This window comes from Klebsiella sp. GG_Kp146, from assembly GCF_040061975.1.
Taxonomy (GTDB): domain Bacteria; phylum Pseudomonadota; class Gammaproteobacteria; order Enterobacterales; family Enterobacteriaceae; genus Klebsiella; species Klebsiella quasipneumoniae.
Window position 1 is genome coordinate 36345 of record NZ_JBEAHA010000009.1, and the last position, 25946, is coordinate 62290.

Sequence of the window (25946 nt, forward strand, 5' to 3'; positions counted from 1 at the left end):
TGTTTCTGTCCTCCTGAAAGTTACTTTCTACTTATCCCACGATATTTAATAGTCAGGAATTTATCGTAACTCCTTTATGAGTGTGTGTCTTCGAAAACACGGGGTTGACGAAGCGTTCTGATATGTCATCATTTATAAAAAGGAGACATTATGAACTCACATGAACTTAAAGAAACGAATATTGTAGAAACCGTTGTTTCAGAGCGCGATATGGCAATGAACCTTTTTATAAACGGTTTAACTGCAATTGCCGAAGCTGAGAAATTGATGGGTATCAGTCTTATTGACCAGCTTAAAATCGGATATATTCGCTTTAATCCTTTTCACTTAGATTCGCAGATAGAGAAGGCGAGGGTTCAGATTGATAAACAGTCTTGGAAAAGGCTGATTGAAAGAACATCATTGAATATCTACTGGAATGCCCCACAACTAAAATCTTTCATGGATGAATTAATCACAAATCCACCTATTATGACGGTCCAGGCGGCGAGAGAAAAAGTCTCTCTTACAGTCACCAATCGTGCTGAAATACTCTGTGAGGGTCTCGTATGCTGTCTTGGCAACCTGAGTCATGATTTTAAAAAGAACGCCCGTGACTTTGTTATCAATGAGAATATGGTTATCAAAAATGGGTTTAAAAAAGGGACTCATTACCTTGACCAGACAGATGAGGATTTGAACAGTCTCAACGACCTTTACAGGATTTCCAGATACATAGAAGGTTTATCATATAGCCAGCAGGATTTGATTGCACCAAAGCTGTTCAAACTTAGAGAATGCAATGATTATCAAAGGATTGACTACATCGATCCTGATTTAAAAATAAAATTTATTGTTTACGGTAACGGGAATATACATATGAAGTTTATGGATAAGAGGGTACTGGATGGTCTTAATGAGGTACTGGCTTTTTACCAGAAAAATAACCTTCCTGATGTGAAATGAATACCCCGACATATGATGCCGGAGTATTGTAATGAATAAATTCACTCCGTTAATTAACCAATTATTAAGCTATTTTATCTTGAATTCATACACTGCATTGAAATTTATTGGTTTTAATGCAAGTTCATCATGAAATTATTAGTTTGTAATACGCTATAAGGAGTTGTCCGATTTTTATGTTACTGTTAATATACCGGACCTTATACCGTATCTTTTTCAACTACTGTATGTTATGCGTGATATTGTATGCTTCTTAAGCATGTCATCTAAATTTACAATCTGTACAGAAATATCATTCGGAGGGAGAGAGAGATGAGCCTTAATGTGAAAAAACTCTTTGCTATGAAACGGCCCTGCAAAAATTGTCCTTTTCTGAAAAATAACCCGATACACTTAGGCGAGGGGCGACTAGATGGCATCAAATCAACGCTTATTGAAAATGACAATATTCCGTTCTTTTGTCATAAAACAACTTACAGTACCGGCGCTTCTATCGAAGAAGAAACAGGCAGATATCAGACGTCAGGGCATGAATCATATTGCATGGGTTCTATGGCATTCTTGTACGCAAAACAAAGGGTTAATGTCCCTATGCGGCTCGGTTTAAGCATGGGTTTGTGTGATACAGCAGATATTGAACAATCTATACCATTCATACAGGTTGATTAGCCCTTACCGCTGTCTGAAATGGTTAATCCCGGTGAGTCGGATATCATTCTGGTAAAAAACAAATCAAAGAACATTGATTATTTTTTTTATGGACTTTACAATTTGAAAATCACCTGTTCAATGAGCTCAACGATTAGAGTCATAAGCGGAGTGGCAGAATTTCCGTTTTTCTTTTGTAAGCTGTTCTTTCAAGATAGTGAACTTATCAACACCAGAACGTATCGGGTCTAAAGAACATACAGGCAGCATGAGAGCTGAGACTTTTTAAATTACGATGAAAATAATTTAACTTACAAAGCCTCTTGCTGAAATTTTACTGTTAATTTAATGTTGTTGTGTAGCAGCATAACGATGTTCAAGAAGAGGTAACTATGAGCGAGACATTACAAGTCCTGAATAACATCCGTACACTTCGCGCCCAGGCACGAGAGCTGCCATTAGAAGTTCTCGAAGAACTACTGGAAAAGTTCACTACTGTTGTTTCTGAACGCAGTGAAGAACTAAAGGCTCTAGAAGAAACTAATCGTGAGCGTTTAGAAAAACTCACTCAATATCGGGAAATGATGATCGCTGACGGTATTGATCCGAGTGAGTTGATGCAAGCAGTCGTTAACGTTAAAGCACGCAAACAACGTGAACCTCGTCCGGCAAAATATGCATATACCGACGATGCTGGTGAGCGTAAAACGTGGACAGGTCAGGGTCGTACCCCGGCACCCATTAAAGCTCAACTGGATGCCGGAAAAACTCTCGAAGACTTCCTGATCTAAACTAAAATTCTGACGCTATTCTAAACCACCTTTTTAAGGTGGTTTTTTATGCATTAGATGCTGAAATTTAACATCAAAGTACATCAATAAGGATGTTTGTCAGGAAAGTAGCTTTGGAAGGGATTTCATCGAGCACATAAATGCTAAAGTAGAAACTAACCTAGATCTCGACACATCAATAAGCTAGTGGAGTCTTAAAATGAAAGTGAAAGAGTTAATCGCCATGCTGAATGAAAGAGACCCTGAGGCAATAGTTCTGATTTCCGGCTATGAAACAATAGGAGGCACGGAAGTCGCAGAAGCAGATGTTCTCGTTGAAATGCAGTCTATATGCTTAGACAAGGCTGATAATCTGACAGGAAATCGTAAAGTTGTTCCTTCTGGTGGTGAAGTTTCTGTTTGGTTAGGCTGGAAAGACGATTATCGTACAAACATGTTTTTAGAAGATGCCCAAATTCCTGATAAAGACGAATGACGTTCAGTGAAGCACCAAAGGCAGATTGTCAGTTCGTGGAACTTGAACACCCACAAAAATAATCCCCTTAATAATCAATAACTTAGTGCGCATAATCATTGTTATGTTAAATGCGAACTGTATATATATACAGGTACTATTTCAGACGCTACCCTCTCACTTTGTAAGTCTTGCTTCAGGGTTAATGCTATGAATGTCCATAAGAGTTATCAAACTATCACCCACTACCATTTTGATTGGTTGACCCCTGCTGGCGACTACCCCAAATCTGCTATTATGGTAGTTGAATGCAAGGATGGCCGGTGGATGATAGTTCAGGAGTTTGGGGAAGATTATGGCTGCTTCGAAGGTGTGCTGAAGAATGAAAGCGATCTTATCACTAAGCCTACTTTTTATCCCGGCTTGCGAAGTGCAGCTATCTCCGGTTTTGGTATGATGAAGCAATTATACCCACTGTACGATGATAATCTCTTTAATGAATTCCTTTTAGAAATTTCGGAATAGGTATTTATATGACCAATATCCTTATGCCCGATTGCCTTGTAATGTTAAATAATCTCTTACAGGCTATTGAGAATGCACCCGTTGAGTGCGATGGTCATACATTAATGATAAGCAGTGCTCTAAATCATGCAGGCATTTCTCATCAACGAATGTGCGGGGTAGTTAAAAACCTAAAAACAAACTTTGAGTTATATCCACACTTCTGGATTCAGATAGGCGAATTTACTCTGGATTACCGACTCAGGATGTGGGTTGGGTATTATTCCGGTGAAAAACTAGCAGAGGATGCCCCTCACGGGATATTCCATGTTCGAGGGCTTGAGTATCAATACGCTTCTGGTACCCTTTGCCCACCAGCAGAGCTTGACTTTAATTTATTGAACTTTATGAGTGATGATTTTTACGGAAAAATTAACCATACTGAACTTACCGCTCTTGCACATTCAGTAAATTTAAGTGACTTAACCTGTGTAAAAAATCCTTGATAAATATGTCGAAAATACATCTCATTACTACATGTGCGAAAAGTAAAAACGGCCCGGTTCTGGATACTGTATTTCCCTACAATATTCCGGATATATGGAATGCGTACCAGCAATGGAAATGTCTTGTGCAGTCCAGATACACTTCGGGTAAAGATGAAATTACTGAAACCCAAAATATATACCGTGGCGCTCACTGGAATACGGCTAAGTCTATTGCAGCCTCACATTCTCGTATCTGCCTCTGGGTTATTTCTGCAGGTCTGGGCCTGCGGCACAGTTCTGACCCCGCAATCCCTTATGAAGCGACGTTTTCTCAGCCTGGAAAAAAGAGCGCCAGCATCTGGGGAATGCTGACCTCCGACCCTGTTCTGCCGGGAAAAGTAACTTCTCTTGCGGAGCTGTTAAGTTTGTACCGGCATGATAGCTTTGTCATCGCCGCCTCTCCCGTCTATCTGAACGCTGTAGAGGACGATCTTCTTAAAGGAATGGCTTATCTCACCTGTCCAAGAGAACAGCTTAAAATCGCTTCCAGCGCTTCCTACAACGGCAGATTAAGGGAGTATGTGCGATACGGTGGAATCCTGATGATGAAAGACCTTAATTCGAACATGACGACTCTGAACATAAAGCATGCTGGCATGCTGATCCATGATATGGGGATCATGCCAGACACACTATGATTGATCAGATTGGCGGCGAACCTCGATATCAACAATGTGGCGAGGTGTTCGCCCAAGCCGAGGATCGCCATTGGCGACGGCGATGATGTCCTCATGCTCGTCGCCAGCCCACAGGCCAATAAGCTCGTGCAGAAAAAAATCCGCGTAGGAGCAGCTGGCGTCCCGCACCTGCAACGCCGAAACCGAGGTTTTGCTCGTGTGCAACTGAGTCAAATTCCTAACGAGCCGCGCTGGGGCAACCCAGAGAACCGGGCGAGGCGAGGCCGGAGTCGCGAACAGATAGTAGGCGTGTTCTGACTGCTTGAGTATGTCCTCGCACTGCTTCAGGTTGATGCCTACCCTCGAACTGAACCCCCGTCCCGAATCAGTGCCTCTGCGCTTTTTTACCTGCATAAGGGTCGCACGCTGAATAACTGTTTCCCCCTTTTCCACGATACGGCTCAGGAACAGCACGTCTGCCCCCAGCGGAGCACCGGCTGGTGTATTCGCCCCTTCCTCCCGCTTGCTGGGTTGACGCACCTTCACTGTTAAGCTCGGATACCTCCCCCGCGTCGTAATTGAGAGTTGGCGCAACTGGTTGCTCACATTGCCGATCGCCTCCATCGTCAGAGTCAGGAGGCGCGCCGTATGGGCCTCCTCGTCCTCTCCCCAGGTCTCCGAATATTCGCGACAAAATTCTTCCTCAATCTGGCTAAGCGCCCTATAGATGACTTGCTCCACAGAAGGATCGCTCAGCCAAGTTTGGGCTCCTACGCTAGGCAACTCTGTGGCTCCCTCGCCTCGTCCTACCGGCCCCTCTAGGTCCAGTGCACCCTGCTTGGACCGCAGTAGTCCCTTGCACCTCAGTTGCAGTTGCCTTACATCAGTGCTGACAAGCCGATTCGCAAACGCCAGATGTTCCTCGTCATCCATCAATCGCAAAAGCACTGGCTCAACTTCGGCGAATGCCGTCTGCTCGAGCCAAAGGCAAGCAAAATTGAGGAGCCCCTGGGCTAATTCTGGATCCTCATTCACCTGTTCGAACAGATCCTGTCGCCAGGCCTCGCGGGCGGCCGGGCCTAGTTGTGTCCACAGCGATTCTCGGTCCCACGACCGAGATGGCAATTCTTTGAGGCTGGCAGCGACGCTTTACTGGCTAGATCGCGCTGGGTCTCCAAACTTGTGCCAGGCCGCAGCAAGCGCGAGGTCCGAGGGTATGGTGTCCACGTACAATGTAGCAAGCCTCGAGAAGGCTTTGGCAACGCACCCCTTGATATAGTCATACTTCTCTTTCTTCGAATGGATGTTCCAGCGCAGGAACAAATTACGTACATCCTCCGGCAAGATCGCACAGCAATGTTCGATTAGCTCAGGAAAGACTGCCGGAGCGGCTCGTTCAAAAACCTGTTCACAGACCCACCGGGACGTCTGCACCTTCGACGAATTCTCAAATAGAGTTAAGACGAACTCAGGCCTTCTGTTGCTTGAATAGTCCGACGACCTGTCAATATTTTTTTCCAGGTAGTCACATACACACTGCCAATGCTGCAGGATCAGTTGATCGAAAGCCCAATTATTCCCTCCGTTAGTAGGGGCGACAAGTTGAAGAACATAGATGCAATCTTCCTCGGAAGTATTGACCACCAACGCCTTCATGATCTGATGATCGGCCAAATATTTATTCCGAGAACATGAACGGTTTTCGAGCAACCATTCAACCCAAATAGCACGCGGCTCGATTTTCGCTACAATGGTTTCGCGTAACGCCGAGGGATCGCCATTTAGTATGCAATCACTGAAGGTCTCCTGGGCGCACCGGTAAGAAGTTTGGTCCAAGATAGAGCGCGACTTCTCGATCCCCGTGGGTCCGTGTCCGAGAATTTTTAAGGTCAGCGCTATCTGCCCGTGCTGTGCCGCGTTCTCGAATTCGTAAATAAAGTGCTCACGCTCAGTTTGCGAACCATATAGCCAATGCGTAACCCTAACACCAGAGTTCTCAGTTGATAGGTGGGAGTAGTCCAGATGAAGCATGTCTTTATGGATGGTAAAATACCGTGCGAGGAATTCGACAAGCGGCTGAGCCCAACCTTCTAACGAAATACTGGCAACTGCCGATTTATTGTCGAAGTCAATATTTACGAACAAGATGATCCCCTTTCCCCGTAGCTGGCACCGACGACCTTCGCCGTGGTGGTCTGCAAATTCTCAATAAGTCTACAGTACGCGGGTTGACGATATGCCGTAAAGAGGTATAACGGTATATGGGTAGCAGTAGTACTCCTAGCGAGAACTTTGACCTTTGCGGTTTCGTGGTCTGTTTTTGTGATGTGACGATCGAAAACCGCCCTACTTTTCCAGGAGTACATTAAAGGATTTCAGATATGGAAATTTTATCAACTTTCAGCTTCAAGGACTTAATCGCCTTTGCTGTACCGGTAATTATTACTGCCTTATTTTTCAACAGAAGAAGGAAACGAAAAAGCATAAGAGTTAACTGCTCATTTTTATTTATTGTTTTATCTGTCGGATCTGCCCTCGAAATTTGGGGGAATATCTACGAAACGTTCTCTTACAGGAACAACCATCTATATAACAATGATAAGTTCACCACCGTGTTCAATTACGATATTCCTAAAATCGTATTTTTTTCCATTATCATTGTGGCTTCTATTACCCTTTTCATCCAGGAAGTTCGTATCAGGAAAACTCTTCTGTAAAATTAAATATTTGTACTTATCAGCAAGGCGGGCTAACAAACTGTCTCAGCCCCGGGATAAAACATTCTCCTGCTTCACTCGCTTTAAAATTTTTATCTTACGGGGCATTCGAGTGACTAACCAGCCTGCGAAACTAGGCCATTGTCCCGCAACTGTCAGAACCCGGACTGAAGCCCCGGCGCAGGAAAGCGCTTTAATCCCCCCATACTTCTTCACTCGGAAACAAGCATTGAAAGTAACTTTTCTCCGTAACTCCCAGTATCTGAACCACCTGACCCATTAACACCATTACGAACTGTTTTTACTCGATGAGAAGTAATACCCAATAACTGTGCCGGTGACGGAACAAGCCAGTGTTGAAAAAACATCAAACAGCCTTGTATTTCCAGAGGCCGAGGACAAAAATGTCAGGAGTATTAGAAAGAATGGCATTATGATCCCTAATACCGAAGTTATTCGTCCATTTATTCTTGCGGTCATGATTTCAGCCTTACCGATCCCCCCACAACAACCGCATGCCAGCCCGGTGAATGATTCAAGATACCTTTTTCGCTGGAAGCCCCAGTAACGTGGTATCTCTCCCATACCTTGCCTTCTTTTTACGCATACCACACATGAATTCCCGTTGGCTCCATTGCTACATGTCCCGGATCCCGAACAATGGTTACAGTGGTATAAAACAATATTTTCAGACATGAATAATTCCCCAGGCACAATAATTGATAATGAGTGTTGAATTAACAAAGCCTTCAGCCTCCCCACTCATCGCTGAACAGAGAGGACTGATACGGACACCTGTTAATGAAGACTCTCTTCTTTGAGGTCGATCGCCCTGAGCGTCTGATGGAATTCGGTATCGCTGATGGTACGGGCCTTTCGCATACGGAAAAGCTCATTACGTTGCGCGATAATAGCCTCACGTTGCATAAACTTCTCAAGCCTGGTGCGTTTCATCAACTCCAGTCCGACGTCGGTTTGTTCATCGCTGTAGTTGTAGTGAAGCCGCCGCTGGTATGTCTCAAGGAGCATATTTCCGGCATCAGCTCGTAATGCCTGCTCATCGGGATCATCGACAGGCTGGCTAAGCAAATCGCTCAGTCGGTTGATGGCCGCTTCAGTCAATGCTGCACCGATATTGCCGCTACCGGCGTCATGAGGCAAATCCTCTCCGAGAGAGCGTGTCATGAAGGGAAGTCCTACAGCTGCCACAATAAGTGATAACAGGATCACCGCCATTGAGAGAAAGATAAGCAACTCTCTGCCCGGGAATGGTGACCCGTCATCCAGTACGACCGGAAGCGTCAGTATCCCCGCCAGAGTGACTGAACCCTTCACACCCGCGAGAGCCATCACGGCCATCGCAGTGAACCGGGGGCGCGCAGTCGTGACCTTACCCCGTCGTTTCTGACGAAATACCGTCAGGGTTATGGACAGCCATACCCAGATGAAACGCATCACGCCAAGGGCTAGTGTGATAACCACAGCATACAGCAGTAAGTACCACGGGGATGAAGCGCCTGCCTGTTGTGCCACATCTGGCAGGGTCAGTAACATACGTGGCAACTGCTCGCCCAGCATCAGGAAAATCATCCCGTTTAGCGTGGTCTGAAGCATATTCCACACGGCACTGCTTTTCATGCGTGTGGCCGGTAAACGAGGCCCCGACAGCTGCTCATAGTGCATAGCGATGCCTGCGGCTACGGCAGCCAGGATCCCCGAGACATGGAATGCCTCAGCGAGAATATACGCCGCAAACGGGATAAGAAGGCTAATCAGTATCTGAATGGCCGGTTCTTCGCGTGTCCGTTTCACCAGAAAATTATTGCACTTACCGGTTACCCAGACGACCACAAGACCGCTCAGAATGCCACCGAAGGCCATCAGGAAGAATTTAGTCACCGCCTCTCCCGGGGAGAAGGTACCGGTGAGCACTGCAGCAATCGCAAAATTAAATGCCACAAGGCCGGATGCATCGTTTAGAAGGGATTCGCCTTCGAGGATATGCGCCATTCGTGAGGGCAGCGGAGAGTTTGCAGTCATGGCAGAAACGGCCACCGGGTCAGTTGGTGACAGAATCGCAGCGAGCGCAAATCCGGCGGCCACCGTAACCGCCGGGATAAGCCAGTGAATAAACCAGCCAATGCCAATAATGGTGACCAGAACGAGTCCAATCGCCAGTGACAGGATGGGTTTCAGATCACTGAAAAACGCATCCTTTGGTATTCGCCAGCCATCCAGAAACAACAGAGGGGGAATGAACAACAGCAGGAAGATATGCGGATCGAAATCAACCTGGAAGCCTCCGGCAGCGAGACCAGCCCCCGCAGCTATCTGGATCAAAGGTAATGGAATTTTTACGGGCAACAAATGAGATATAAACACAGTAACAACTATCGCTATCATGAATACAAGAACAATGGTAATCAGCGACATATTGCCCCTCCTCTTCTCATGGCAAACTCTTCAGGCATGTATGTTCATCCTTATCAGCAGGTGACTCTAATAGAGTGTTTATTCTAGGGGGGACGGGGATCGCTGGACAATATGTGTTGCTGTTTTTTCTGTTAAACCTTCCCGGTAATCCGTTGATGCCAGCTCCTTACCCCTGGTGTAACTTTCTGCGTTTCATAATCGGCGTTTATTTCATCATATTCAGAATATGAAACGCGCGCCTTCAGGAGAAATACTGACGATACTTCATGATGACTTCGGATACTGTTTCGTCAGTCATCCCCTCTCTATATTTTGTTGACACCAGATTTTCACACCCAGGTGGAAAACGGTGCGACTCATCATCAATAATAATAAAATTACTGATACCCAGATGTTGGGAATTTGAAAGACATTCCCTGTACCGGATATATTCACTATCCGGTACACTCTGAAGTGAAGGTGTAACGCCAATGATTCTGTTCCGGTATGATACTGGGAAAAGATGCTTTAGCCCCTCTAAAGACATCGTTTCCCTCCAGCTGCTGGAGACCACGATGAGGATTTCTGGACATTGAGTTAAAATTTCTTCAAGCAGGGGCATTCTTTCAAAGGACTCATTCATCCTTCGATGCAGGACGCCGTCAAAATCAAGATAGAGCAGAACAGCTCCGTCTGGATGAGTGGCAATTGCTACTTCAGGCGAAGCTGTAAATTCATATAATTGTGTATTTTTAACACGACTTCTAGTTAAACTGTCGTATAGCATAGCACTGAGAATGAGAATAATCACAGAGGCGGCAAACACCGCCCCACCAGCAGAAAGTGAAAACAAAGCCCCTGTCATCTCTCCCCCTTTTGCTCTTCATACTTGATTTTAAGAGTGGAAAATCCATCAAATTCTTTACTTTCAAGATTAAATTCATCCGCTATTAATTTCAGCCCACCCAATGAAGAAAACGGAGGCACTGATAATTTAATATCTTTGATTACATCTGTATTATTAACTACTGTATCTATGTCTTTCATGGCTTTATTCAACCAAAAATGACTTTCCGACATAAGTGAAAAAACATACTGAACGTCATCTTCTCTTTCACAGATTATGCTTCTGCCATCAAACTTAACCGTCTCCTGGTTGAAGTAATCTGCCAAAAACTTCAAATGCGCATTGCTTAAAGATAAGTTTCTGTAAGCGTCTTTCATGCCGCCGTTGTACTCTGAATCAGCCAGATGAAAAGCCTTATAGACTTCCTCATACCGGTTATGCAATCTTTTTTTTGACTTAATGCTTTTATAAAGCATGTACGATAAGAAAATAATCAAAAGTAACATACTGTAGAAAATATTATTTTGTTCGAACATAAAAACCACCCTGTAAATTATTGCCATGTATAAAATAACAAAAACAGAACCCTTACAATTTAATTACCGGCAGCAAGGTCTATGGCTTTTTGAAGCCTGTAAAGTTCGGGAGCACCAGGCATTACTGTGGTCGTTTTGTTTTGCGGATTCTTAATGTTCATGACGATGAATACCGGAGTACCACTATAATTGAGCTTATCAGCCAGCATCATGTTCGCATCAAGCACATTCTGGAGCTGGTCACGTAGCTCTGCAGCCAGAAGGAAGTTACCGTGTTCGTCAAGAATATCTTTATACCCCAGCCCATGAACCAGCGTTGCCAGATTTTTCGGTGAGTAATCCTTTCTGGCCTGAAGCGCTATTCCGGTCTCGTTCATTAATTTATTATGAAACTCATAATATTTATCCTGACCGTATGTCCGGAAAATATAAAGACCAATTTTCGCGCCCATACCTGAAATCGGAGTACGGTCTGCAAAGATAGTGAAATCTTTAAAGAACGTTCGCACATTTTTGTTCGCGCTAATGGCCTTCTCAAGAACCGGGCTGGATTGCTGGCAGAAGTGGCACATGTAATCAAAAAACTCGATTACGGCTACATCCGCATTATCCGGACCGTAGTTTGGTGTGTAGGTTGATTCCAGGAGAACGTCTTTTGTATTCACTACATTAGACATTTTCTCCCCATCGCGGTTAGACTCCAGGCGTTTACCTGCTTCAACCAGGTTTTCAGGATGGTCGATCAAATATTGAGCCGCCGTCTTTCCAATCAACTCTTTGTCCTGTTCTGTCAGGACTAAACCGGCTGGCTGATTCGCCTGAGGCTCTGTAAGTGCTGAAGTATTGATCATATTAGTCTGCTCAATAGACTGTTTATTGATAGACTCATTAGTACGATCATTCGATTTCATCAGGTTACTGCCAGGTCCCCAGATCACCGAACCGGCTACAAAGCCACCAACCACCAGGGCAATATTAATCAAAGTACGTTTTTTAGAGCTTTGTTTATTTTCCATGATTTATCTCTGTGCGTTATTTAATTTTACGCGATGCAACTGATGCATCCGACAGACAATTTATTTACTGGTCTTTCGGCTGCTGCTTTCAAGTTCATCCACGGCATCCTGAATAACTTTCTGGATATCGATATTTCCGGCCGTCATGACGACATCATTGACTGAACCCCGGATATCAGGCGCATCATCCAGTAATGCGGACATTCGTTCAGGAAGGCCGCTGTTTTTCAGTGAGGCGTAATGGTCACTCAGCCCTGATGATTTCATCAGGTTATTGCTGGTGATTGATGAAGGTAACTCCGCATCCGGGAATGAAATATTTTCAAGGCTGTCTTTTGTTTGTGAATAGGCAAAGATACCGCCGATGATACCCACATAAACCACAGTTCTTATTAATCCCATGACAGGCTCCGTATTATGCGCTGTAGATAGTTATCGGGCTTAACACCCTGTTAATTTGCACTGGCGACGATTTGTCTGAATGCCCTGATGCTGATGCTGATACTGATGAGTTCATTTCGGTCTGTATTTTCTTACCGGTAGTGTTTACATCATCAAACACCCGGCCCATAGAACTCTTCGTCGGAGTTCCCGCAGCATCAAGCAGCATGATCGGTTTTTCGGTACCGTCGACATCGACATCAACAAAAGTAACTTTGCAGCCGCTCTGATCACAAAAACTGGACTGTGCTGAAAATGACACAACCACGACCGCTGCAATTGCCATAAATTTCTTCATCGTCTCTCCCGGAGAGTTATTTTTTCTGATTGGCCGTTTTCAGGCTATTAAGCATTTGGTCCGGGTCTCGTAAACCCGCAAATACCATAGGCTCCCCTTTCAGGCTTAAACCCGCTGGCGTGCCTGAAAGTCTGAACATGTTCCCTGCATTGAACTGGTCCTGAACCGAATCCATACAGGCTTTTGTTGGCTGCTTATCAGGCAGGCCATCCCCTTTCATTGCTTTAGTCAACGCGGCCGGTTTATCTTCCGTACACCAGACTGAAGCCATGTTCCGCGCAATCATGGAGTTCATACCGGCCCGAGGGTATGCGATGTATTTTATGGTGATCCCTTTATCCAGATAGGACTGCAGGTCGTTATGTAGCTTCTGGCAAAAACCACAGGTGATATCAGTAAATATCCCTATGACATATTTTTCATCAGGCGCTTTGTAGGTGATAGTATCGAGTTTTTCAATATAGGCTCTCATCCCTTTACTGATAAACTCGTCAGTTGTGTTTTCAACATCAGCACCTTTCACCCGGAATAAATTACCGGTAAATATGTAAGCACCGTCAGAAGTGACATAACTGGTACCTTCTTTAGAGAAAACCGAATAAATCCCCTCCACCGGTGATTTTTCAGCAGTGACAGCATCAATACCGAGGGCTTCCAGTTTTACTTTAACTTCAGCGGGTAATTCAACGTCGGCATACGCTGGTATGGATAATAATGTCAGTGCAATAACAACAGGTTTTATCATTTCCTACCTCCTGAATTACTGTACCAAACAAGAAAAAATATTTTTCCGACCAGGCGGTGTTTTTACCCCGGGAGAGAAAAAAATCTTTTTGAGGTCGTGTAACCTGTAAAAGTTACTTTTGAGGAGCGGGTTGATGACAAAATCTTTATTGGGCGCAGCGTTGTTCGCAACATTCACCGTCAATGCCAGCACCACATTCAATCCGCCCCAGGATCGCCCGAGGCCCCAAAACGTACCTGAGGCGGTAAAGAACCAGTGTTTAACGGATGCAGCCCGTTTTTTTGGTATCGACAGTGACCTGGTTTTCACTCTGTTTGATAATGAAGGTGGGAAGATTGGTTCATTTGTACTCAACACCAATGGGTCATGGGATATTGGCCCGATGCAGATCAATTCATCAAATCTGGCTGAGGTAAAATCTCACTTCCCCGCGATAACCTGGCGTGAGCTTGCTTACGATCCCTGTGCTTCTTTCTGGGTGGGTACATGGTGGCTGCACCGGAAAATTATCGACCGGAAGGGGAATGTTTTTGAAGGAATTGCAGACTATAACAGCAGAACCCCACGCGTCAGAGCCAACTATATTTTCAAGTTCATGGAACGATATAACCGGCGTCTTCAGCGTAACGGGAAAATGATGCAACTCAATGCATGGACAGGGCTTGATCGCGTAAAACCACAAACGCCAGAGATATCGGGTAAGCTCGCGAACAACTCACCGCCACAACCCTGAACGATGCAATCAGTAAAAGTCACTTTTATCTCACCGTTGCAGGGTGTGCCGGTACCGGCGTGTCGCCATGTCCGGACGCCCCATTCAGTCCAGAACAGGGGGCCCGGTTCCCTCATGGACATCGTTAAATGTTCAAATCAGGGCTCTGTCACAGCATTCTTATGCATCTTTTCCTGCAGTGGCCCTAACTCTCGTGAAAGGGATGAGAAGTAGGCATGTTTCTCCCACAGTGAACGCTCCCCGATAACATACAGCCGCTGTCTGGCCCTGCTCACGGCCACATTCAGGAGGTTAGGTTTGCTGGCCGCCCAGGACTTTGCCCCATTTTTCTGAATGTTTCCCCCCAGCACAAGCACGACCACGGCCGCTTCCTTACCCTGTGTCGTGTGCACGGTCCCCGTTCGGTTGGAACGGAAACCGGTCCGGGAAGCGAGTTTTCTGAGCTTCATGGCGCAGTCCTTAAATGGCGAAATCAGGAATACGTCGTCAGGTGCTATGCTGTATTGCTCTTTCAGTGTCAAAAGTAACTTTTCTACTGCAGTACCTTCCTCAGCGATCCAGTTCCCTTCACATGATTTACCTTTAACATCCAGCCAGCCACTGTCAGGCAAACACGACGTGCTTTGCTTTTTCCCATGCACCATGAGCCCGCCGTAGGCGATATTATTACTGATACTGAACATGGGATCGTCACAACGCCGGTGTACTCGTAAAGGACAGCCTACCCATACCTGCCCTTTTTCAACATCCGGTAGCCAGGTTCCCAGCTCCATCGTTTGATCAGCAAGCACCTGTGCCGATATTTTACCCGGCCACCAGCTGGCTGGAATATCATAGGATTGTGCAAGTGCCCCTTCGACAGAGGAAGGAATACCACTCACCGGCTCCAGTTGCTTTGGATCGCCCACGACAACCGTTCGTTTTGCCCGCCATACTGCTCCTGCTGCCTGCTGCGGAAGGGCCTGCCCTGCTTCATCAATCAGTAACCACCCAATGGCTTCTTTGCCGATTTTTTTAAACATGCGCGGAACAGACGCAAACGTTGTGGAGATAACGGGGACAACCAGACTCAGTGAATCAAGGGCAAGCGCTGCCTGTTTATCTGGTATCTCCTTACCATTAAGCCAGTCACTCACCAGATTCAGGTTTGCTGACATTTCAACGGGGTGAGATTCAATAAATGCGCGGTGAACATCCAGTGCCGCAAGAAACATCCTCTCCCGCGTATCCCGCCATCTCTTACTGAGCCATGGTGCTGACAGTTCCCTTTGTTCATCCGTTGCGTTACGGTCCGGCCAGGCATCCCCCATCATGGTCCTGGCCTCTGCCAGTTCCGAGATATCCCGGGCAACCTTTTCCCTGATTGCTGTCTCTCTGCTGACAGAAAGCGCCAGCTCCGATTTAAGCGCCTCAGTCTGACTGTGCGCTTCATCACGGAGGGCTTGCGAGCTCGTCAACGCCTTAATATGTTCGGCGAGTGTTGTACGCAGTGAATCCATTTCATCGGTCAGTCGCTGATAACGCCCCCACCACTCTCGCGGTATTTTACCCAGTGAGAAAATCGCCATCAGTATGCCTGGTTTATTCGCCTCATGCTGGTGGACGCGTTTATCGGCTTCCGCCAGTTCCCGGTGTAACCGGGTACCAGCTTCTTCCTGTCCGGCAACATCAGAGGAAAGCGCCAGGTATATTCCGTTCTGTTCTGACAGAGCGGCATTAATCGAGGCCCGGCTCTCCCCGCACTGGATGAGTGCCTGCTCCTGATTTTTTATCTGTTCTTCAAGTTCTGAATACCTGACGAGCTCCTGACGTGCTTCATCTTCGATGACTGTGGCTTTCTGATAACGAATAACAGCCTCTGACCAGGACATTGCGGGTTTACGGGCTCCCTGCGTCGGCTTCAGTAAATTAAGATGGTAATGCAACCCTTCACCCCGGGCGGGTGAGAATGTCTCCGGAGGCACTGTCGGTTTTTGATTCCGCTCATCGGGCTTTTTCCACCAGAAAGTATTCAGGAAATTTTCCCGGTTTTCTTTATTACCCAGTTTTGCGGCCAGAAGCCCCCATGCTGGTTTACCCATCAGGTGCGAAGCCAGTTCGCTGAAATAATCTGACTGTTTTGGTACCCATTCAGGTACAGCGTCAATACCCGGGAGTTCGAGCGAGATGTTTTCTACTGCGCCGTTATTGGCAGAGGCAACGATGATGGATGTCCCTGCAATGGAATCGTGAAGCGGAAAGAAGGGGATGGTTTTCTTATCGCATGTAAAAGTGCCTTTGTTTAAGAAAACCCTGTTCTTGTGCTCAATCAGTTTACCGGCACGCGCGGTGACGACTGCGGCCACCACATCACGAAGGAGTGTTGTCTTTCCTGTGCCGGGTGGCCCATTGACAGCAAAAATACCGGGTGTCTCAGCATTTTTACGCCACAGCTCATTAACGGCTAACTGCTGGCTGAACGCTAACGGATATAGAGAGGGCCATGTGCCGACCGGCGGTTGCGTGGGACGCAGTCTGTCAAATGCAGCATCTAACCCCTCCCCGGTTCGAACATCCGTTACCTGCCTGTTCTCCCGGGACACGGACGTCATGTAGTCAAAGAAACCTCTGCCAACATTTTTCTTTTTCCAGTGTCCTTCGAGCGCCTCCATCTCATGAATGTAAAAGCTGTTTATCAGATCATCCGGTACAGCACTTTTGGTTTTTTCCTTTCCTTTCCCCTCTGTTCTGCTGCTGGCTGAGTTCGTTTTGGTACTCTCAACGGAGAGATTCACCTCATGGCTATTCTGTGAGATCCTGACTGTGGCGCACTTAACAAGGCAGATAGCATGCTGCTCCATTGCCTCATAAGGGAAACCGGTCTTCTCCAGTACCAGTTCGCCAAGCGTCTTAATCCAGGAAACATCAGCTGCCAGCTCGTCACGCTGTAAACGGACAGCTTCAGCATCAATCCATTGCATAATATGCAGGGTCAGCTGATCAAATTCAGGGAATCCGCTGTCCATCATCGGGAGTGTATCTGACAGCGCGGGAAGCCCCGTCAAGTCCGGACTGACGGGTGTTTTCAACGCTTTCACACCCTGGTCATGATTTAACACCTGTGAAGCAGCCCATGCGGGCATTGACAACATGAATGATGTGGCCTGGGGGATACCTTTATTGCTGAAACTGACATCGAACAACCGGCTTTTGCCAGTGTTCCGACTTTCAGCGACGTCATCATGGGCACCAAGCTTTTCTTCAAGCTGATCGGCTACGACCGAAATATTGTAGATCCCGCATTGAGCGGAGTAACGCCAGACCTTGCCTGAGGGGACGGGTTTTCGAACATGCTCTGTATCCGTCCAGGGAAGCAGCCCGTCGAATGTCACCATGTACGCTGGATTATCTATGTCACGAGCATTTTCTTTATCAATACTTTGTGGCGTCAGTGCCTCAATAGCTTTCCAGAAGCGGAAGACATGTTGCACCTTTTGTAAGCTTTCCTTCACTGAAACCTCATTCATCTGTCCAGGCTTATGTAGGGACGCGATCCCTGTGTCATAAAGCAGCTATATACCGCATTAACTCAACCCGCCCTCACGCATTCTGGCTGAAAAGTAACTTTCCGGGGCTATGCCAGGTTACCCCTGCCCTTAATGGATAAAAACGGTTCTGTATCAACGGATACACCATAGGATATGGGCTGTAAAGCCCCCTTTTGAGATAAGGCGGCATCCGGACTTGATGAAAATAGTGGGTTGGAGGAGAGTTTAAATAGTTTATAATCTAATCAAATGAGAGATAACAGAGGGCTACCCAATGATGTACGAACTGTTTGGATTTGAACTTTCCGACTTCAAAGGGCTCTTCTATGTCTTTTGCCTAGCAGTGCTTGTATATCGTTACATCACTGTAGGACGCAAATACCCGCTCTTCGGTACCCGTGAGAAAGATACCGATAGGGTTGTCTCGGAATCGTCAAACAATACTTATCGTAATCCGGTTGAATATGATCAACATGATATTACAGATTTACGTTCGACTGAATATTGGTGTTATGAACAAGAACAAAATCAGAGACATGATGACTAGCCTTGATATTGTTGGACAGTTTTGTACTTAAGAACAAAGAGTCTTCGCAAATCGTTATAAATAGCCATTTTTTCTCTTAACATTTTCCCTGTCTACATCAGATAAATCATTCGCCAGAGTAAAAACGAGTCTTTCAGTATGCCCTGTAGTGGAGCGTGTTTACGCCATACTTCGCTAATATTAAAACGAACGGTGCTCAGCACCGTTCAAATCACCTCGCCAAAATCAACCGAAATATGGTGTTTATTAGCGCTGAGTGTGTGATGGGGATCAGCGCTTTTAAACGGGCCTTTTAATTAGTTTTTTCGATGCTTATCCAAGAACTCTTTCGCAAAATCCTGGCCTTGTGTGGTTCCGATGCTTTCCGGTAAGCTTGCGATAAATGCAGGGTAAGCGGCTGCTGCTTCTGGCCCATATCTTGGGTTTTCAGCCAGTTTATTCTGGACAGTCCTCATTGCTGTGTCCTGCGCGTCCCGAAGCTGGGTTAATTTATCGTCCGTCATACCAGGTTTGTTTTCAGCTAAATTGCTGGCCTGTCTTAACTGCATATTGTTGCTCATGTTGCCGATGAGCGTTTGACCGGATGAACCGTTTTCTAGCTTCATTGAATCACCGACATAACGGTCTGAACCGGCTCCAGTAAACGTTTTTGCTACTGTTCGGTTGCTATCAAACACCTGTTCTCTGGCTGCCTGCCCTTTATCCCTCAGGTTCGGGCTTCTACTGTTACTGTCGCGCATATCTCCGCCCAGCTCGTAATCAGAGGACCCAGTCGGTACTCTGGTGGCCGTGGTGCCGGTATTGTTGACGGCATTATTCACAACATCCGAAAGCCCATTTTCATAACCATTATTTTTCCCGTTCATAGCTAACCGGGAAACACGGTCAACATCGGATGATGAATAATTTTGACCTGATAGCTGGTTGAATGTAGAACGCCATGCTTCAGCTTCTTTAAGGCTGTTTTCTCTGGCCTCACCAGTCTGATTGCGGGCAACTTCGGAGTGTAACGCCGCCTGGCTTAAGGCGTTTTTGGAGTCTTTCTCTTTGTTCCCGGACGGGCTGAAAGTCTCCGCACTTCTCGGCATATCATGCGTTTGCATGTCTCTCATCGTTTGCTGAGTCGAGGCATTGATATCACTTGTTTCTGCATCACCCAGAACTGTACTTTGTGTGCCTGCAACTACGGATTGTAATGGACTATCGGTATCCGCTGCCTGTTTAGCCTTGTCTATGGTCTCATTGACGTTCCCCAAAGGTAACGTATCTTCGACCCTTTGAAGTTTTTGCGAATCTGCCTGAGTATGGACTTGTCCGTTATTTTCCCCGTTGGTATTAGCTACGTGAGCTCTGCCATCGCCCTCATTAAGTGTGCCAGCTGTCATTCCACCAACTTCCGTTGTTGGTTGTGCTTTCGCAGCCTGTTCTCGCTGAGCGAGCCCACCGGTTACAGCACCCTGCTGATTAGAAACATTACCAGAAACTTGTCCTGCAGAAGGCACTGCGGACGTGTCCGGAGCTGTTTGTGCCTGTTCCTGCCCGCTGGCATAGTTGCCACCAGTACCCAGCCCTACAAACTGATCCAGTTTCTCTGTCGCAGGCGAGATAATCCCGGCATTGGCACCCATGATACTGACAGCATTTTTAAGCATTTGAGAGGCTTGTTTAATATCGCCCAGATTATGAGCAACAGTCTCACCAGAATCCATACGAGATAGTTTTTCGGCTTCGTTAAACATCATTTTAACAAATGCATCGTTGCCGTTTCTCGTGTCTCCCAGCGTGTTACTGCCATTTAATGTCCCTTTCATTTCGTTCCATTTACCCACTGCTGCTTCACGATTTAAACCTGAAGCCTGCGCCCAATCACCTACAGTTTGCGCTGTCGCTGGTTTACTCAGGGTGTCAGACACTTTGGCCCCGTCAATGTTCAGACTGCTATTCATTGAAAGTTGTGAAGCCTGTTCACCTGTTTTACTGAATGCATTGCTCTCTTTATTAGTGACAGCCTGGGCGTGTTCCTGCATCTTCTGTGCCGTTTTTTGGTAACTGTCAGAGTCAGAGAAACCATTCTGGATCACATTGGACTCCAGCTTAGCTATGTCCTTAGAAAAACCATCACCATTTTTCATGCTACTCATCAGATTGTCAGTGAGGGCTTTTTTCGCACCGTCAGATAATTGACTGTTTCCTTGAATTCGTGCTGCTATCTGCCCTAAAAGTTTTCCTGATAAACCTGCTCCCCCCTCTTCGCCACCGCCTTTCCCTGCACCACCTTTACCACCCAAATTTAAACCTAAGTCTGCCATTCCGCTAAGGATGGCAGAGGCCGCCATAGATTTAAGGGCATCTGATGATACTCCAGTATCTTTTCCGAGATTTCTGGTCATCCCGGCCGCTACATCATCGACAAGTTTCATTCCGCCCTGGTTTGTTGAACCTGCTGTTTGTGTTCGATTACCTTGTGTTGCACTGGCCCAGGCTTCATTTAACGCCTGTTTTGAGCTGAGAGTGGAGGTCCTGTCGGTCCCTATCGAGTTCTGGCCTGATGCTCTGACTGTATCACTCAGCGATGCACCCAACCCAAGAGTTGGCATCATCCTGGTCTGAGAATCCAGAAGCCCTCCTGACGACATGCCACCACCTGTTGTAGTGGCTGCGGTGTGTGTCTGGTCACCAAAGGACTGTTTACCCGCATTCCCCGCCGACCAAACGTCTGGTGTGACGTGGCCGGTATTGTTTGGGGCATCAGGTGTGACATTTTTCAACGCTCCCATCATCGGGTGAATGCTGGTGGTCAACAGGAATAGAGTCAGCATCGGCACCATGCAATACAGAGCTGAGGCCACAGACAGGTAGCTGCCGTACGTCTCCTGAATGCTCCCCATATTTGCCCAGTTCATCGTGGTCTGAACCCCCAGCGATGTCCATGTGTCAAACTGTTGATTCAGTACCATCTTCACGTATGCGTTTACCATGACTGCCGTTATCGGCCACATGTTAACGAATACAATTAGCTGCAGATACTTAGCGGCTGAAGCGATACCTTCCCCCCCTAAAAACAGGATCGCAATCAGAGCAAAAGGGGCGACCATGTAGCTGAACATTTCCAGGAAAGATATTGCAGCGCCTGAAATGTTGAGCCAGAGCTGCCCTTGACTAACCATTGCATTCGTTCTTTTCATGCTCGCTTCGAAGAGCTGATAGTCTGCCGCTATACCTAGCGCCTTCCTGTACTGGAGAACGCCTTTGTCGACCTGATTAAGAACGAATGCAGCTGTTGTGATATTGTGAGCCTGACCTGCGCTTCCAAAAAGCGTGGTGGCCGCACCGCCGATAAAGTCAGTTTGTTGACCATTATCCTCTTGTTGCGGCGCAACAAACTGATTCATCTGCCCAAGATTTCTCATAATTGAAGCGCCTTGAGGCGAGGCGAATGCAGCTTTTACCGCCGCCCATGCATCCGTACACGACGCATACTGCAGTCCGGTAGATGTCACCATGGGGACGCTGGCCGTCTTCAGGCTGTTGGCCGTCATTGAGTCCATAACATTTATTACGGACCCAAGGTCTGTTGCATAGATTTCATTCAACGCCACGCCTCTGAGTGCTGTCTGAACCTCTGAATCCTGGGTCGTTTTTATACAGTCTCGGGCAATAGACTGAATTATTCTGCACACATCGAATGTCACCGGTTTTTCGCTTCCGCTCATCGTATTCGGAAATGCCTGACAGAACCCGCTCGACTCCCCGCCCCACTCCATATATTTGACCATTTTGGTCATTGGACCCAGTGTCAAGCTGTCATCCAGCGTATCAGTGACCTGTCCTACCGGGGTGAGCGGGTCAAACGCTGCCCGCCAGTCTGTAATAAGACCATGTAATAAACCGGTAGTGAGCTCTCCCGAGGCAGCAATAAAAAGCGGGACATCATCGATATTTCTGACTTCGCCTGTTTTCACCGACTCCAGCGTGACATCGGCTTTAATGACGGCAATTGAATAGAACAACAGCCCCATAATCCATGAGAATATTGGGACATCAGTTTTACTCGGGGCGAGTACCCACTTCATTGATTTATAGAAGAGTCCAATAGCAGCAGCATAAGCCGCAAATTTGATCCATTCATTTGAGCCGTGGCTGGAAAAAATCAGTGCGATCCCATTAAAAGCCGTATAGACGAAATCAATTTCACCAATGGTGTATATCGTGAAATTACTCATATCAGCCCCCGTTCCCGCTATCACCATAAGTGCGTTTTTTAACGAATGCCATATCCCAGTAGGCCAGAACTGTTTTTTCCTCTGTGTTCTGAATGGACTGCACTTCAGAGGCACTGCGGATTTGGTTTCTGAATGTCTGGTTTATTTTTTCAAGTTGGTCTTTAAATGATGTCATCGCCTCAGAAGGAAGCGTCATATTTGTCATTTTATTTTGGACATTACTAAGCAGCTCGATCGTGAAATTTTTCGCCGCTATCGTACTGATATCATTGATGTACTGAACGCCCTCAGCAGCAGACAACGTCTGTAGGGTTGGTATGATATTATTTATTCCCAACATACCGATTAATCGACGTTGATCTTGTGACAATTCAGTGTCATTTCTCACAGCCCGCTGAACTTCAAGTAATGTCTCTATAATGGTTTCAGAAAGACCTTTGAATTGTGTAGAATCCTGACGCATTTCAAGACACTGGGCTTTCTTGTTGCTGCTTAAATCAGGTGCCGGGTTGCAGACATTTATTTTAACATTGCTTGAACCAGTGCCTTTTATGAAGTCTGAAGCTTTCATCGTTGGTGGGATCGGTGTTATCGCAGAGTTTTCACCGTTACTGTCCCAACTGACAATAAGCGTACCCGTCAGTGACATGATTTGTTCAGCTAATTTATAACCCGTTAATTCAGTCACACCACCTACATTCATATTGCCGTTATCAATACTCATGAAGCCCTGGTAGACAATGTTTCCCGCATATTTTTCTTTAAAGGCCTCTGGATCTTTTGCATAGTTCTTTTTGTTTACGTCACTGGCAGACTGACTCATGGTGCTACCGAAATCCGGGAAAAGACCGGACACCATAGAGTCAACAGCGCCGCCGCCGAGCCCAATATTCTGAGTAAACTCCTGCGGAGTACCCAGCCCGTTCTGTAGAAATTCGTACGTCGCGTTGCAACTGTCTTTGGCGAATTTGTTCAGCGCGGCGAGTTTGTCCTGAATGTTGGCAATAATAGCTGCGCAGTCGGCGCAAATTGCGGAGACCGCAGTGTTAAAGGCGTAGACGGCTGAGCCCTGCGCTATGCCACGCCCAATCTGCACGAGTTGGTCACCGTTGATCATACTGAAGCTGCCCAGAAAGATATCGATGCCGTTACAGCCGACACTAGCTTTAGGGAAACTCACATTTACGAGGTTAGTGTTGACTTGAGGCTGCCTGTAAGAAAAACTCCCTCCAACAGCCCCTACTCTCGATGCGGTTCGGACAGTTGCCGGATCTGTGGAGGCAACCATACCTTTGAATATGCCCTCCATGACGTTGGCAGAGTGGACCTCTTGCATGGAGAACACGCCAAAGAACATGGCCGATAAAAGTAACTTTTTGAGGAAAGTTACTTTTTTAATGTAAGTAGCCACTGTAGCCCCCTTCATTTGCAGTGATACCTGCATCAACCTTATCGGTCGTCGGCATGTCATATTCGCTGAGTTTTTTATCCATTATGTTCTGAAGAAGATAAGGATCCTGCTCATAACTCATCTTATTAACCGTCAGTACATCCCTGTCACCGAGGACATACTGTTTTTTAATATCGAGGGTATTCTGGAATGATGCTTCGTCCAACAGGTTCATTCCTCTTGCGGCCAGGATAATCGTGTTCTTTAACTCTTCTGCTGAGACCAGACCGGTACTTACTCTTGTTGCCTGGGATCCGTCATTTGACATCAGATAAACGGTAGGAACTTCCGTAATGGCATACTGTTTGATCATCTCCATAGTGGCACGACCATAACGAGGAAATATGCCGTTATGTAAAGGACGTCCATCAATACTAACTGGCATAATATCGATGTGATAATAGTTCTGCATGAAATTGAGAATCTGACTTTGTTCATGACAGTACTGACAGGTGCTTTGGAAGAAGAAGAAAAGACCACTTTTCTGGAATATGGAAGACAGCGCTTTTTGCTGATTTTCCTCAAGTCCAGCGCGATGCGCATTTAATGCAACGGTCTCGGTTGGTTGACGCCTTTTTTCTGACATCATGGGATTATTAATGAAATAGTCTCTGGTTCGGTCAGAGAAGCGGGTGGCAATATCCATCATGAGTCGGTTAGCAGTATAATAGCGGGACAGATTCTCATCGGTTGGATTGTCCATCGCCGCAAAACGAAGATTCAGCAGGTTTTCTTTGAGCCAGCGTGAATCAAGTTTTAGTTCTTCATTTTGGTTTTGGGAGGGAGAACCTGATAATGGTTGTTGGTCCTGTTGTTCTTCTTCCTCAACAGGTTCTTTGTCGTTATACCAGAAAAAGCCTTTTTTCAGTGACTGGCCTGAAACAAATGGTGTTGTTCCGGCATACTGAGTTTCGGCCACCGACGTTGTAGAAAGCACCAGCAATGAGCTAATGATGGTTTTCAGGATAAATTTTTTTGTGATCTGCATATGCTACCCCTTGATGGATAGCATTATCATCCCATAAAAAAAAATCAGTTTTCCTGGATAACAGGGGTCTTTTTAAAAAGGAATGATTTTTCTTTCATGTTGTTCCCTGCTCACACATTAGGATGTTGCCGGAACTTTATGGCGCTCCACAGGAGGCGGGAGGAAACTGACTTTTTGCAACATCTCATAGTAACCACTTAATCCCCCTCTCACATCAGTTCAAAAAGACTTTTATCACTTCTGATTTGTCGCGAAAAATTAAACTGAGAAATTTTGATTTTAGTGGGGGATATTCATTCTCTGTATCAGGCATGGGTAGTGCATCCTGAAGTCGAAGAATAAAGAAAAATCTTAAATGATAAAACACACATATGATTTATCAATGATAAGTATATCGTTAGCACGATTAATGGCGTCAGGTTTTTTTAGCCAACGCAATCCGTGACACCGTTTCCTCTGCCTGTATAAGAAGAGTTAACTGGTGAGATAAATTGCAATTTCTTGTCGTGAGGATTTCCTCTATACGGGTCTTGCGGTCAGGATTTTTTATCATGCGTAAAAAGCGGGAAGGGCTTGAAAGGTATTCTGCTAAACGAATACTGACAGCTGCGGAACTGGAAGAAAACAAGGCATCAAGCTCTTTATCGAACCTGATTTTCCCCGATGGACAGGTTGCTCTTTTTAATGGTGTGAGCTCGTGAACGAGTTGGATGGTACTATCAGGAAAATATCTTTTTAGATCTTCTGCTCTTAATGCCGTATGGACTACTGGCAGATATAAATAGGAAGCACAACGGACATTCAAATCTGGTGATAGTGTTCGTAACCGATTATGGATGCAATCAGACATATGATAAAAGCCCCGAGCATCTGAAGGTGTTGTAATTCCAGTTGCCGAGAAAGATATATGACAGATTGTGCTTGCAGTGTGTAAAAGTTGATTTTCCATGACCTCATCA

23 protein-coding genes are annotated in these 25946 nt (G+C 46.1%); 9 read left to right on the top strand and 14 right to left on the bottom strand.

Annotated elements, in window-relative coordinates; translation table 11 throughout:
* Positions 1-150: 150 nt before the first annotated feature.
* From ABLU95_RS10675 to ABLU95_RS10705, 7 genes are all read left to right on the top strand, one after another.
* A complete protein-coding gene (locus ABLU95_RS10675; RefSeq protein ID WP_348879438.1) occupies positions 151-945 on the top strand; it encodes a DUF4942 domain-containing protein in 795 nt (264 codons plus the stop codon).
* A gap of 312 nt (positions 946-1257) precedes the next feature.
* Positions 1258-1614 carry a hypothetical protein gene (locus ABLU95_RS10680; protein ID WP_348879440.1) on the top strand — a complete coding sequence of 119 codons (357 nt, stop codon included), beginning with the start codon at positions 1258-1260 and terminating at the stop codon, positions 1612-1614.
* Between the two features lie 371 nt (positions 1615-1985).
* Positions 1986-2384 (top strand): H-NS family nucleoid-associated regulatory protein, encoded by a 399-nt coding sequence (locus ABLU95_RS10685; RefSeq protein WP_348879442.1) that lies wholly within the window; start codon positions 1986-1988, stop codon positions 2382-2384.
* Positions 2385-2583: 199 nt separating this feature from the next.
* Positions 2584-2859, top strand: coding sequence for a hypothetical protein (locus tag ABLU95_RS10690; RefSeq protein ID WP_009655011.1), 276 nt, complete (start codon positions 2584-2586; stop codon positions 2857-2859).
* Positions 2860-3048: 189 nt separating this feature from the next.
* Positions 3049-3363, top strand: coding sequence for a hypothetical protein (locus ABLU95_RS10695; protein WP_044347926.1), 315 nt, complete (start codon positions 3049-3051; stop codon positions 3361-3363).
* A gap of 8 nt (positions 3364-3371) precedes the next feature.
* Positions 3372-3848 (top strand): hypothetical protein, encoded by a 477-nt coding sequence (locus tag ABLU95_RS10700; protein WP_348879445.1) that lies wholly within the window; start codon positions 3372-3374, stop codon positions 3846-3848.
* 5 nt (positions 3849-3853) lie between these two features.
* Positions 3854-4528 carry a hypothetical protein gene (locus ABLU95_RS10705; RefSeq protein ID WP_042927826.1) on the top strand — a complete coding sequence of 225 codons (675 nt, stop codon included), beginning with the start codon at positions 3854-3856 and terminating at the stop codon, positions 4526-4528.
* Here ABLU95_RS10705 and ABLU95_RS10710 read toward each other — a convergent pair.
* The 9 genes from ABLU95_RS10710 to ABLU95_RS10750 all read right to left on the bottom strand — a co-directional run bounded on the left by ABLU95_RS10710 (position 4523) and on the right by ABLU95_RS10750 (position 13519).
* Positions 4523-5542: a hypothetical protein gene (locus tag ABLU95_RS10710; protein WP_348879447.1), complete on the bottom strand. Its 1020-nt coding sequence runs from the start codon at positions 5540-5542 to the stop codon at positions 4523-4525. The two genes, ABLU95_RS10705 and ABLU95_RS10710, sit on opposite strands and share 6 nt — an antisense overlap.
* Positions 5543-5656: 114 nt before the next feature.
* On the bottom strand, positions 5657-6652 hold the full coding sequence (locus ABLU95_RS10715) for a hypothetical protein (RefSeq protein WP_348879448.1): 996 nt from the start codon (positions 6650-6652) through the stop codon (positions 5657-5659).
* 1370 nt (positions 6653-8022) lie between these two features.
* Positions 8023-9657, bottom strand: coding sequence for a Na+/H+ antiporter (locus ABLU95_RS10720; protein ID WP_094645236.1), 1635 nt, complete (start codon positions 9655-9657; stop codon positions 8023-8025).
* Positions 9658-9898: 241 nt separating this feature from the next.
* Positions 9899-10501, bottom strand: a complete 603-nt coding sequence (locus ABLU95_RS10725) for an HAD domain-containing protein (RefSeq protein ID WP_009653244.1) — start codon at positions 10499-10501, stop codon at positions 9899-9901.
* Complete coding sequence (locus ABLU95_RS10730; RefSeq protein ID WP_348879450.1) at positions 10498-11019, bottom strand: hypothetical protein; 522 nt, start codon at positions 11017-11019, stop codon at positions 10498-10500. The genes ABLU95_RS10725 and ABLU95_RS10730 overlap by 4 nt, the downstream gene beginning before the upstream one ends.
* A 59-nt stretch (positions 11020-11078) precedes the next feature.
* On the bottom strand, positions 11079-12035 hold the full coding sequence (locus ABLU95_RS10735; protein WP_009653228.1) for a DsbA family protein: 957 nt from the start codon (positions 12033-12035) through the stop codon (positions 11079-11081).
* A gap of 60 nt (positions 12036-12095) precedes the next feature.
* On the bottom strand, positions 12096-12437 hold the full coding sequence (locus ABLU95_RS10740) for a hypothetical protein (RefSeq protein WP_009653225.1): 342 nt from the start codon (positions 12435-12437) through the stop codon (positions 12096-12098).
* A 13-nt stretch (positions 12438-12450) separates the two neighbouring features.
* Entirely contained in the window at positions 12451-12774 is a 324-nt protein-coding gene (locus ABLU95_RS10745; protein WP_348879452.1) for a hypothetical protein, read from the bottom strand.
* A 16-nt stretch (positions 12775-12790) separates the two neighbouring features.
* Entirely contained in the window at positions 12791-13519 is a 729-nt protein-coding gene (locus ABLU95_RS10750) for a thioredoxin fold domain-containing protein (protein WP_009653217.1), read from the bottom strand.
* 133 nt (positions 13520-13652) lie between these two features.
* On the opposite strand from ABLU95_RS10750, the gene ABLU95_RS10755 reads away from it, so the two are divergent.
* Positions 13653-14252 carry a lytic transglycosylase domain-containing protein gene (locus ABLU95_RS10755; protein WP_348879453.1) on the top strand — a complete coding sequence of 200 codons (600 nt, stop codon included), beginning with the start codon at positions 13653-13655 and terminating at the stop codon, positions 14250-14252.
* Between the two features lie 137 nt (positions 14253-14389).
* On the opposite strand, the gene ABLU95_RS10760 is transcribed toward ABLU95_RS10755, so the two are convergent.
* Complete coding sequence (locus tag ABLU95_RS10760) at positions 14390-17743, bottom strand: AAA domain-containing protein (protein WP_348879454.1); 3354 nt, start codon at positions 17741-17743, stop codon at positions 14390-14392.
* Between the two features lie 310 nt (positions 17744-18053).
* Between ABLU95_RS10760 and ABLU95_RS10765 the strand changes: the two genes are divergently transcribed.
* On the top strand, positions 18054-18326 hold the full coding sequence (locus ABLU95_RS10765; RefSeq protein WP_071532273.1) for a hypothetical protein: 273 nt from the start codon (positions 18054-18056) through the stop codon (positions 18324-18326).
* Between the two features lie 296 nt (positions 18327-18622).
* Here ABLU95_RS10765 and ABLU95_RS10770 read toward each other — a convergent pair whose 3' ends face one another.
* The 4 genes from ABLU95_RS10770 to ABLU95_RS10785 all read right to left on the bottom strand — a co-directional run bounded on the left by ABLU95_RS10770 (position 18623) and on the right by ABLU95_RS10785 (position 25936).
* Positions 18623-22549, bottom strand: a complete 3927-nt coding sequence (locus tag ABLU95_RS10770) for a conjugal transfer protein TraG N-terminal domain-containing protein (RefSeq protein WP_348879456.1) — start codon at positions 22547-22549, stop codon at positions 18623-18625.
* A gap of 1 nt (position 22550) precedes the next feature.
* Positions 22551-23960, bottom strand: coding sequence for a conjugal transfer protein TraH (locus ABLU95_RS10775; protein ID WP_042927830.1), 1410 nt, complete (start codon positions 23958-23960; stop codon positions 22551-22553).
* Complete coding sequence (gene traF / locus ABLU95_RS10780; protein WP_069476643.1) at positions 23944-24987, bottom strand: conjugal transfer protein TraF; 1044 nt, start codon at positions 24985-24987, stop codon at positions 23944-23946. The genes ABLU95_RS10775 and traF overlap by 17 nt, the downstream gene beginning before the upstream one ends.
* A gap of 415 nt (positions 24988-25402) precedes the next feature.
* Positions 25403-25936: a hypothetical protein gene (locus ABLU95_RS10785; protein WP_071532276.1), complete on the bottom strand. Its 534-nt coding sequence runs from the start codon at positions 25934-25936 to the stop codon at positions 25403-25405.
* Positions 25937-25946 lie beyond the last annotated feature (10 nt).

What these genes read in the sequence shown, in the direction of transcription:
- ABLU95_RS10675 (WP_348879438.1), top strand. Translation starts at nt 151, where the DNA reads ATGAACTCACATGAACTTAAAGAAACGAATATTGTAGAAACCGTTGTT.
- ABLU95_RS10680 (WP_348879440.1), top strand. Translation starts at nt 1,258, where the DNA reads ATGAGCCTTAATGTGAAAAAACTCTTTGCTATGAAACGGCCCTGCAAA.
- ABLU95_RS10685 (WP_348879442.1), top strand. Translation starts at nt 1,986, where the DNA reads ATGAGCGAGACATTACAAGTCCTGAATAACATCCGTACACTTCGCGCC.
- ABLU95_RS10690 (WP_009655011.1), top strand. Translation starts at nt 2,584, where the DNA reads ATGAAAGTGAAAGAGTTAATCGCCATGCTGAATGAAAGAGACCCTGAG.
- ABLU95_RS10695 (WP_044347926.1), top strand. Translation starts at nt 3,049, where the DNA reads ATGAATGTCCATAAGAGTTATCAAACTATCACCCACTACCATTTTGAT.
- ABLU95_RS10700 (WP_348879445.1), top strand. Translation starts at nt 3,372, where the DNA reads ATGACCAATATCCTTATGCCCGATTGCCTTGTAATGTTAAATAATCTC.
- ABLU95_RS10705 (WP_042927826.1), top strand. Translation starts at nt 3,854, where the DNA reads ATGTCGAAAATACATCTCATTACTACATGTGCGAAAAGTAAAAACGGC.
- ABLU95_RS10720 (WP_094645236.1), bottom strand. Translation starts at nt 9,657, where the DNA reads ATGTCGCTGATTACCATTGTTCTTGTATTCATGATAGCGATAGTTGTT.
- ABLU95_RS10725 (WP_009653244.1), bottom strand. Translation starts at nt 10,501, where the DNA reads ATGACAGGGGCTTTGTTTTCACTTTCTGCTGGTGGGGCGGTGTTTGCC.
- ABLU95_RS10730 (WP_348879450.1), bottom strand. Translation starts at nt 11,019, where the DNA reads ATGTTCGAACAAAATAATATTTTCTACAGTATGTTACTTTTGATTATT.
- ABLU95_RS10735 (WP_009653228.1), bottom strand. Translation starts at nt 12,035, where the DNA reads ATGGAAAATAAACAAAGCTCTAAAAAACGTACTTTGATTAATATTGCC.
- ABLU95_RS10740 (WP_009653225.1), bottom strand. Translation starts at nt 12,437, where the DNA reads ATGGGATTAATAAGAACTGTGGTTTATGTGGGTATCATCGGCGGTATC.
- ABLU95_RS10745 (WP_348879452.1), bottom strand. Translation starts at nt 12,774, where the DNA reads ATGAAGAAATTTATGGCAATTGCAGCGGTCGTGGTTGTGTCATTTTCA.
- ABLU95_RS10750 (WP_009653217.1), bottom strand. Translation starts at nt 13,519, where the DNA reads ATGATAAAACCTGTTGTTATTGCACTGACATTATTATCCATACCAGCG.
- ABLU95_RS10755 (WP_348879453.1), top strand. Translation starts at nt 13,653, where the DNA reads ATGACAAAATCTTTATTGGGCGCAGCGTTGTTCGCAACATTCACCGTC.
- ABLU95_RS10765 (WP_071532273.1), top strand. Translation starts at nt 18,054, where the DNA reads ATGATGTACGAACTGTTTGGATTTGAACTTTCCGACTTCAAAGGGCTC.
- ABLU95_RS10770 (WP_348879456.1), bottom strand. Translation starts at nt 22,549, where the DNA reads ATGAGTAATTTCACGATATACACCATTGGTGAAATTGATTTCGTCTAT.
- traF (WP_069476643.1), bottom strand. Translation starts at nt 24,987, where the DNA reads ATGCAGATCACAAAAAAATTTATCCTGAAAACCATCATTAGCTCATTG.
- ABLU95_RS10785 (WP_071532276.1), bottom strand. Translation starts at nt 25,936, where the DNA reads ATGGAAAATCAACTTTTACACACTGCAAGCACAATCTGTCATATATCT.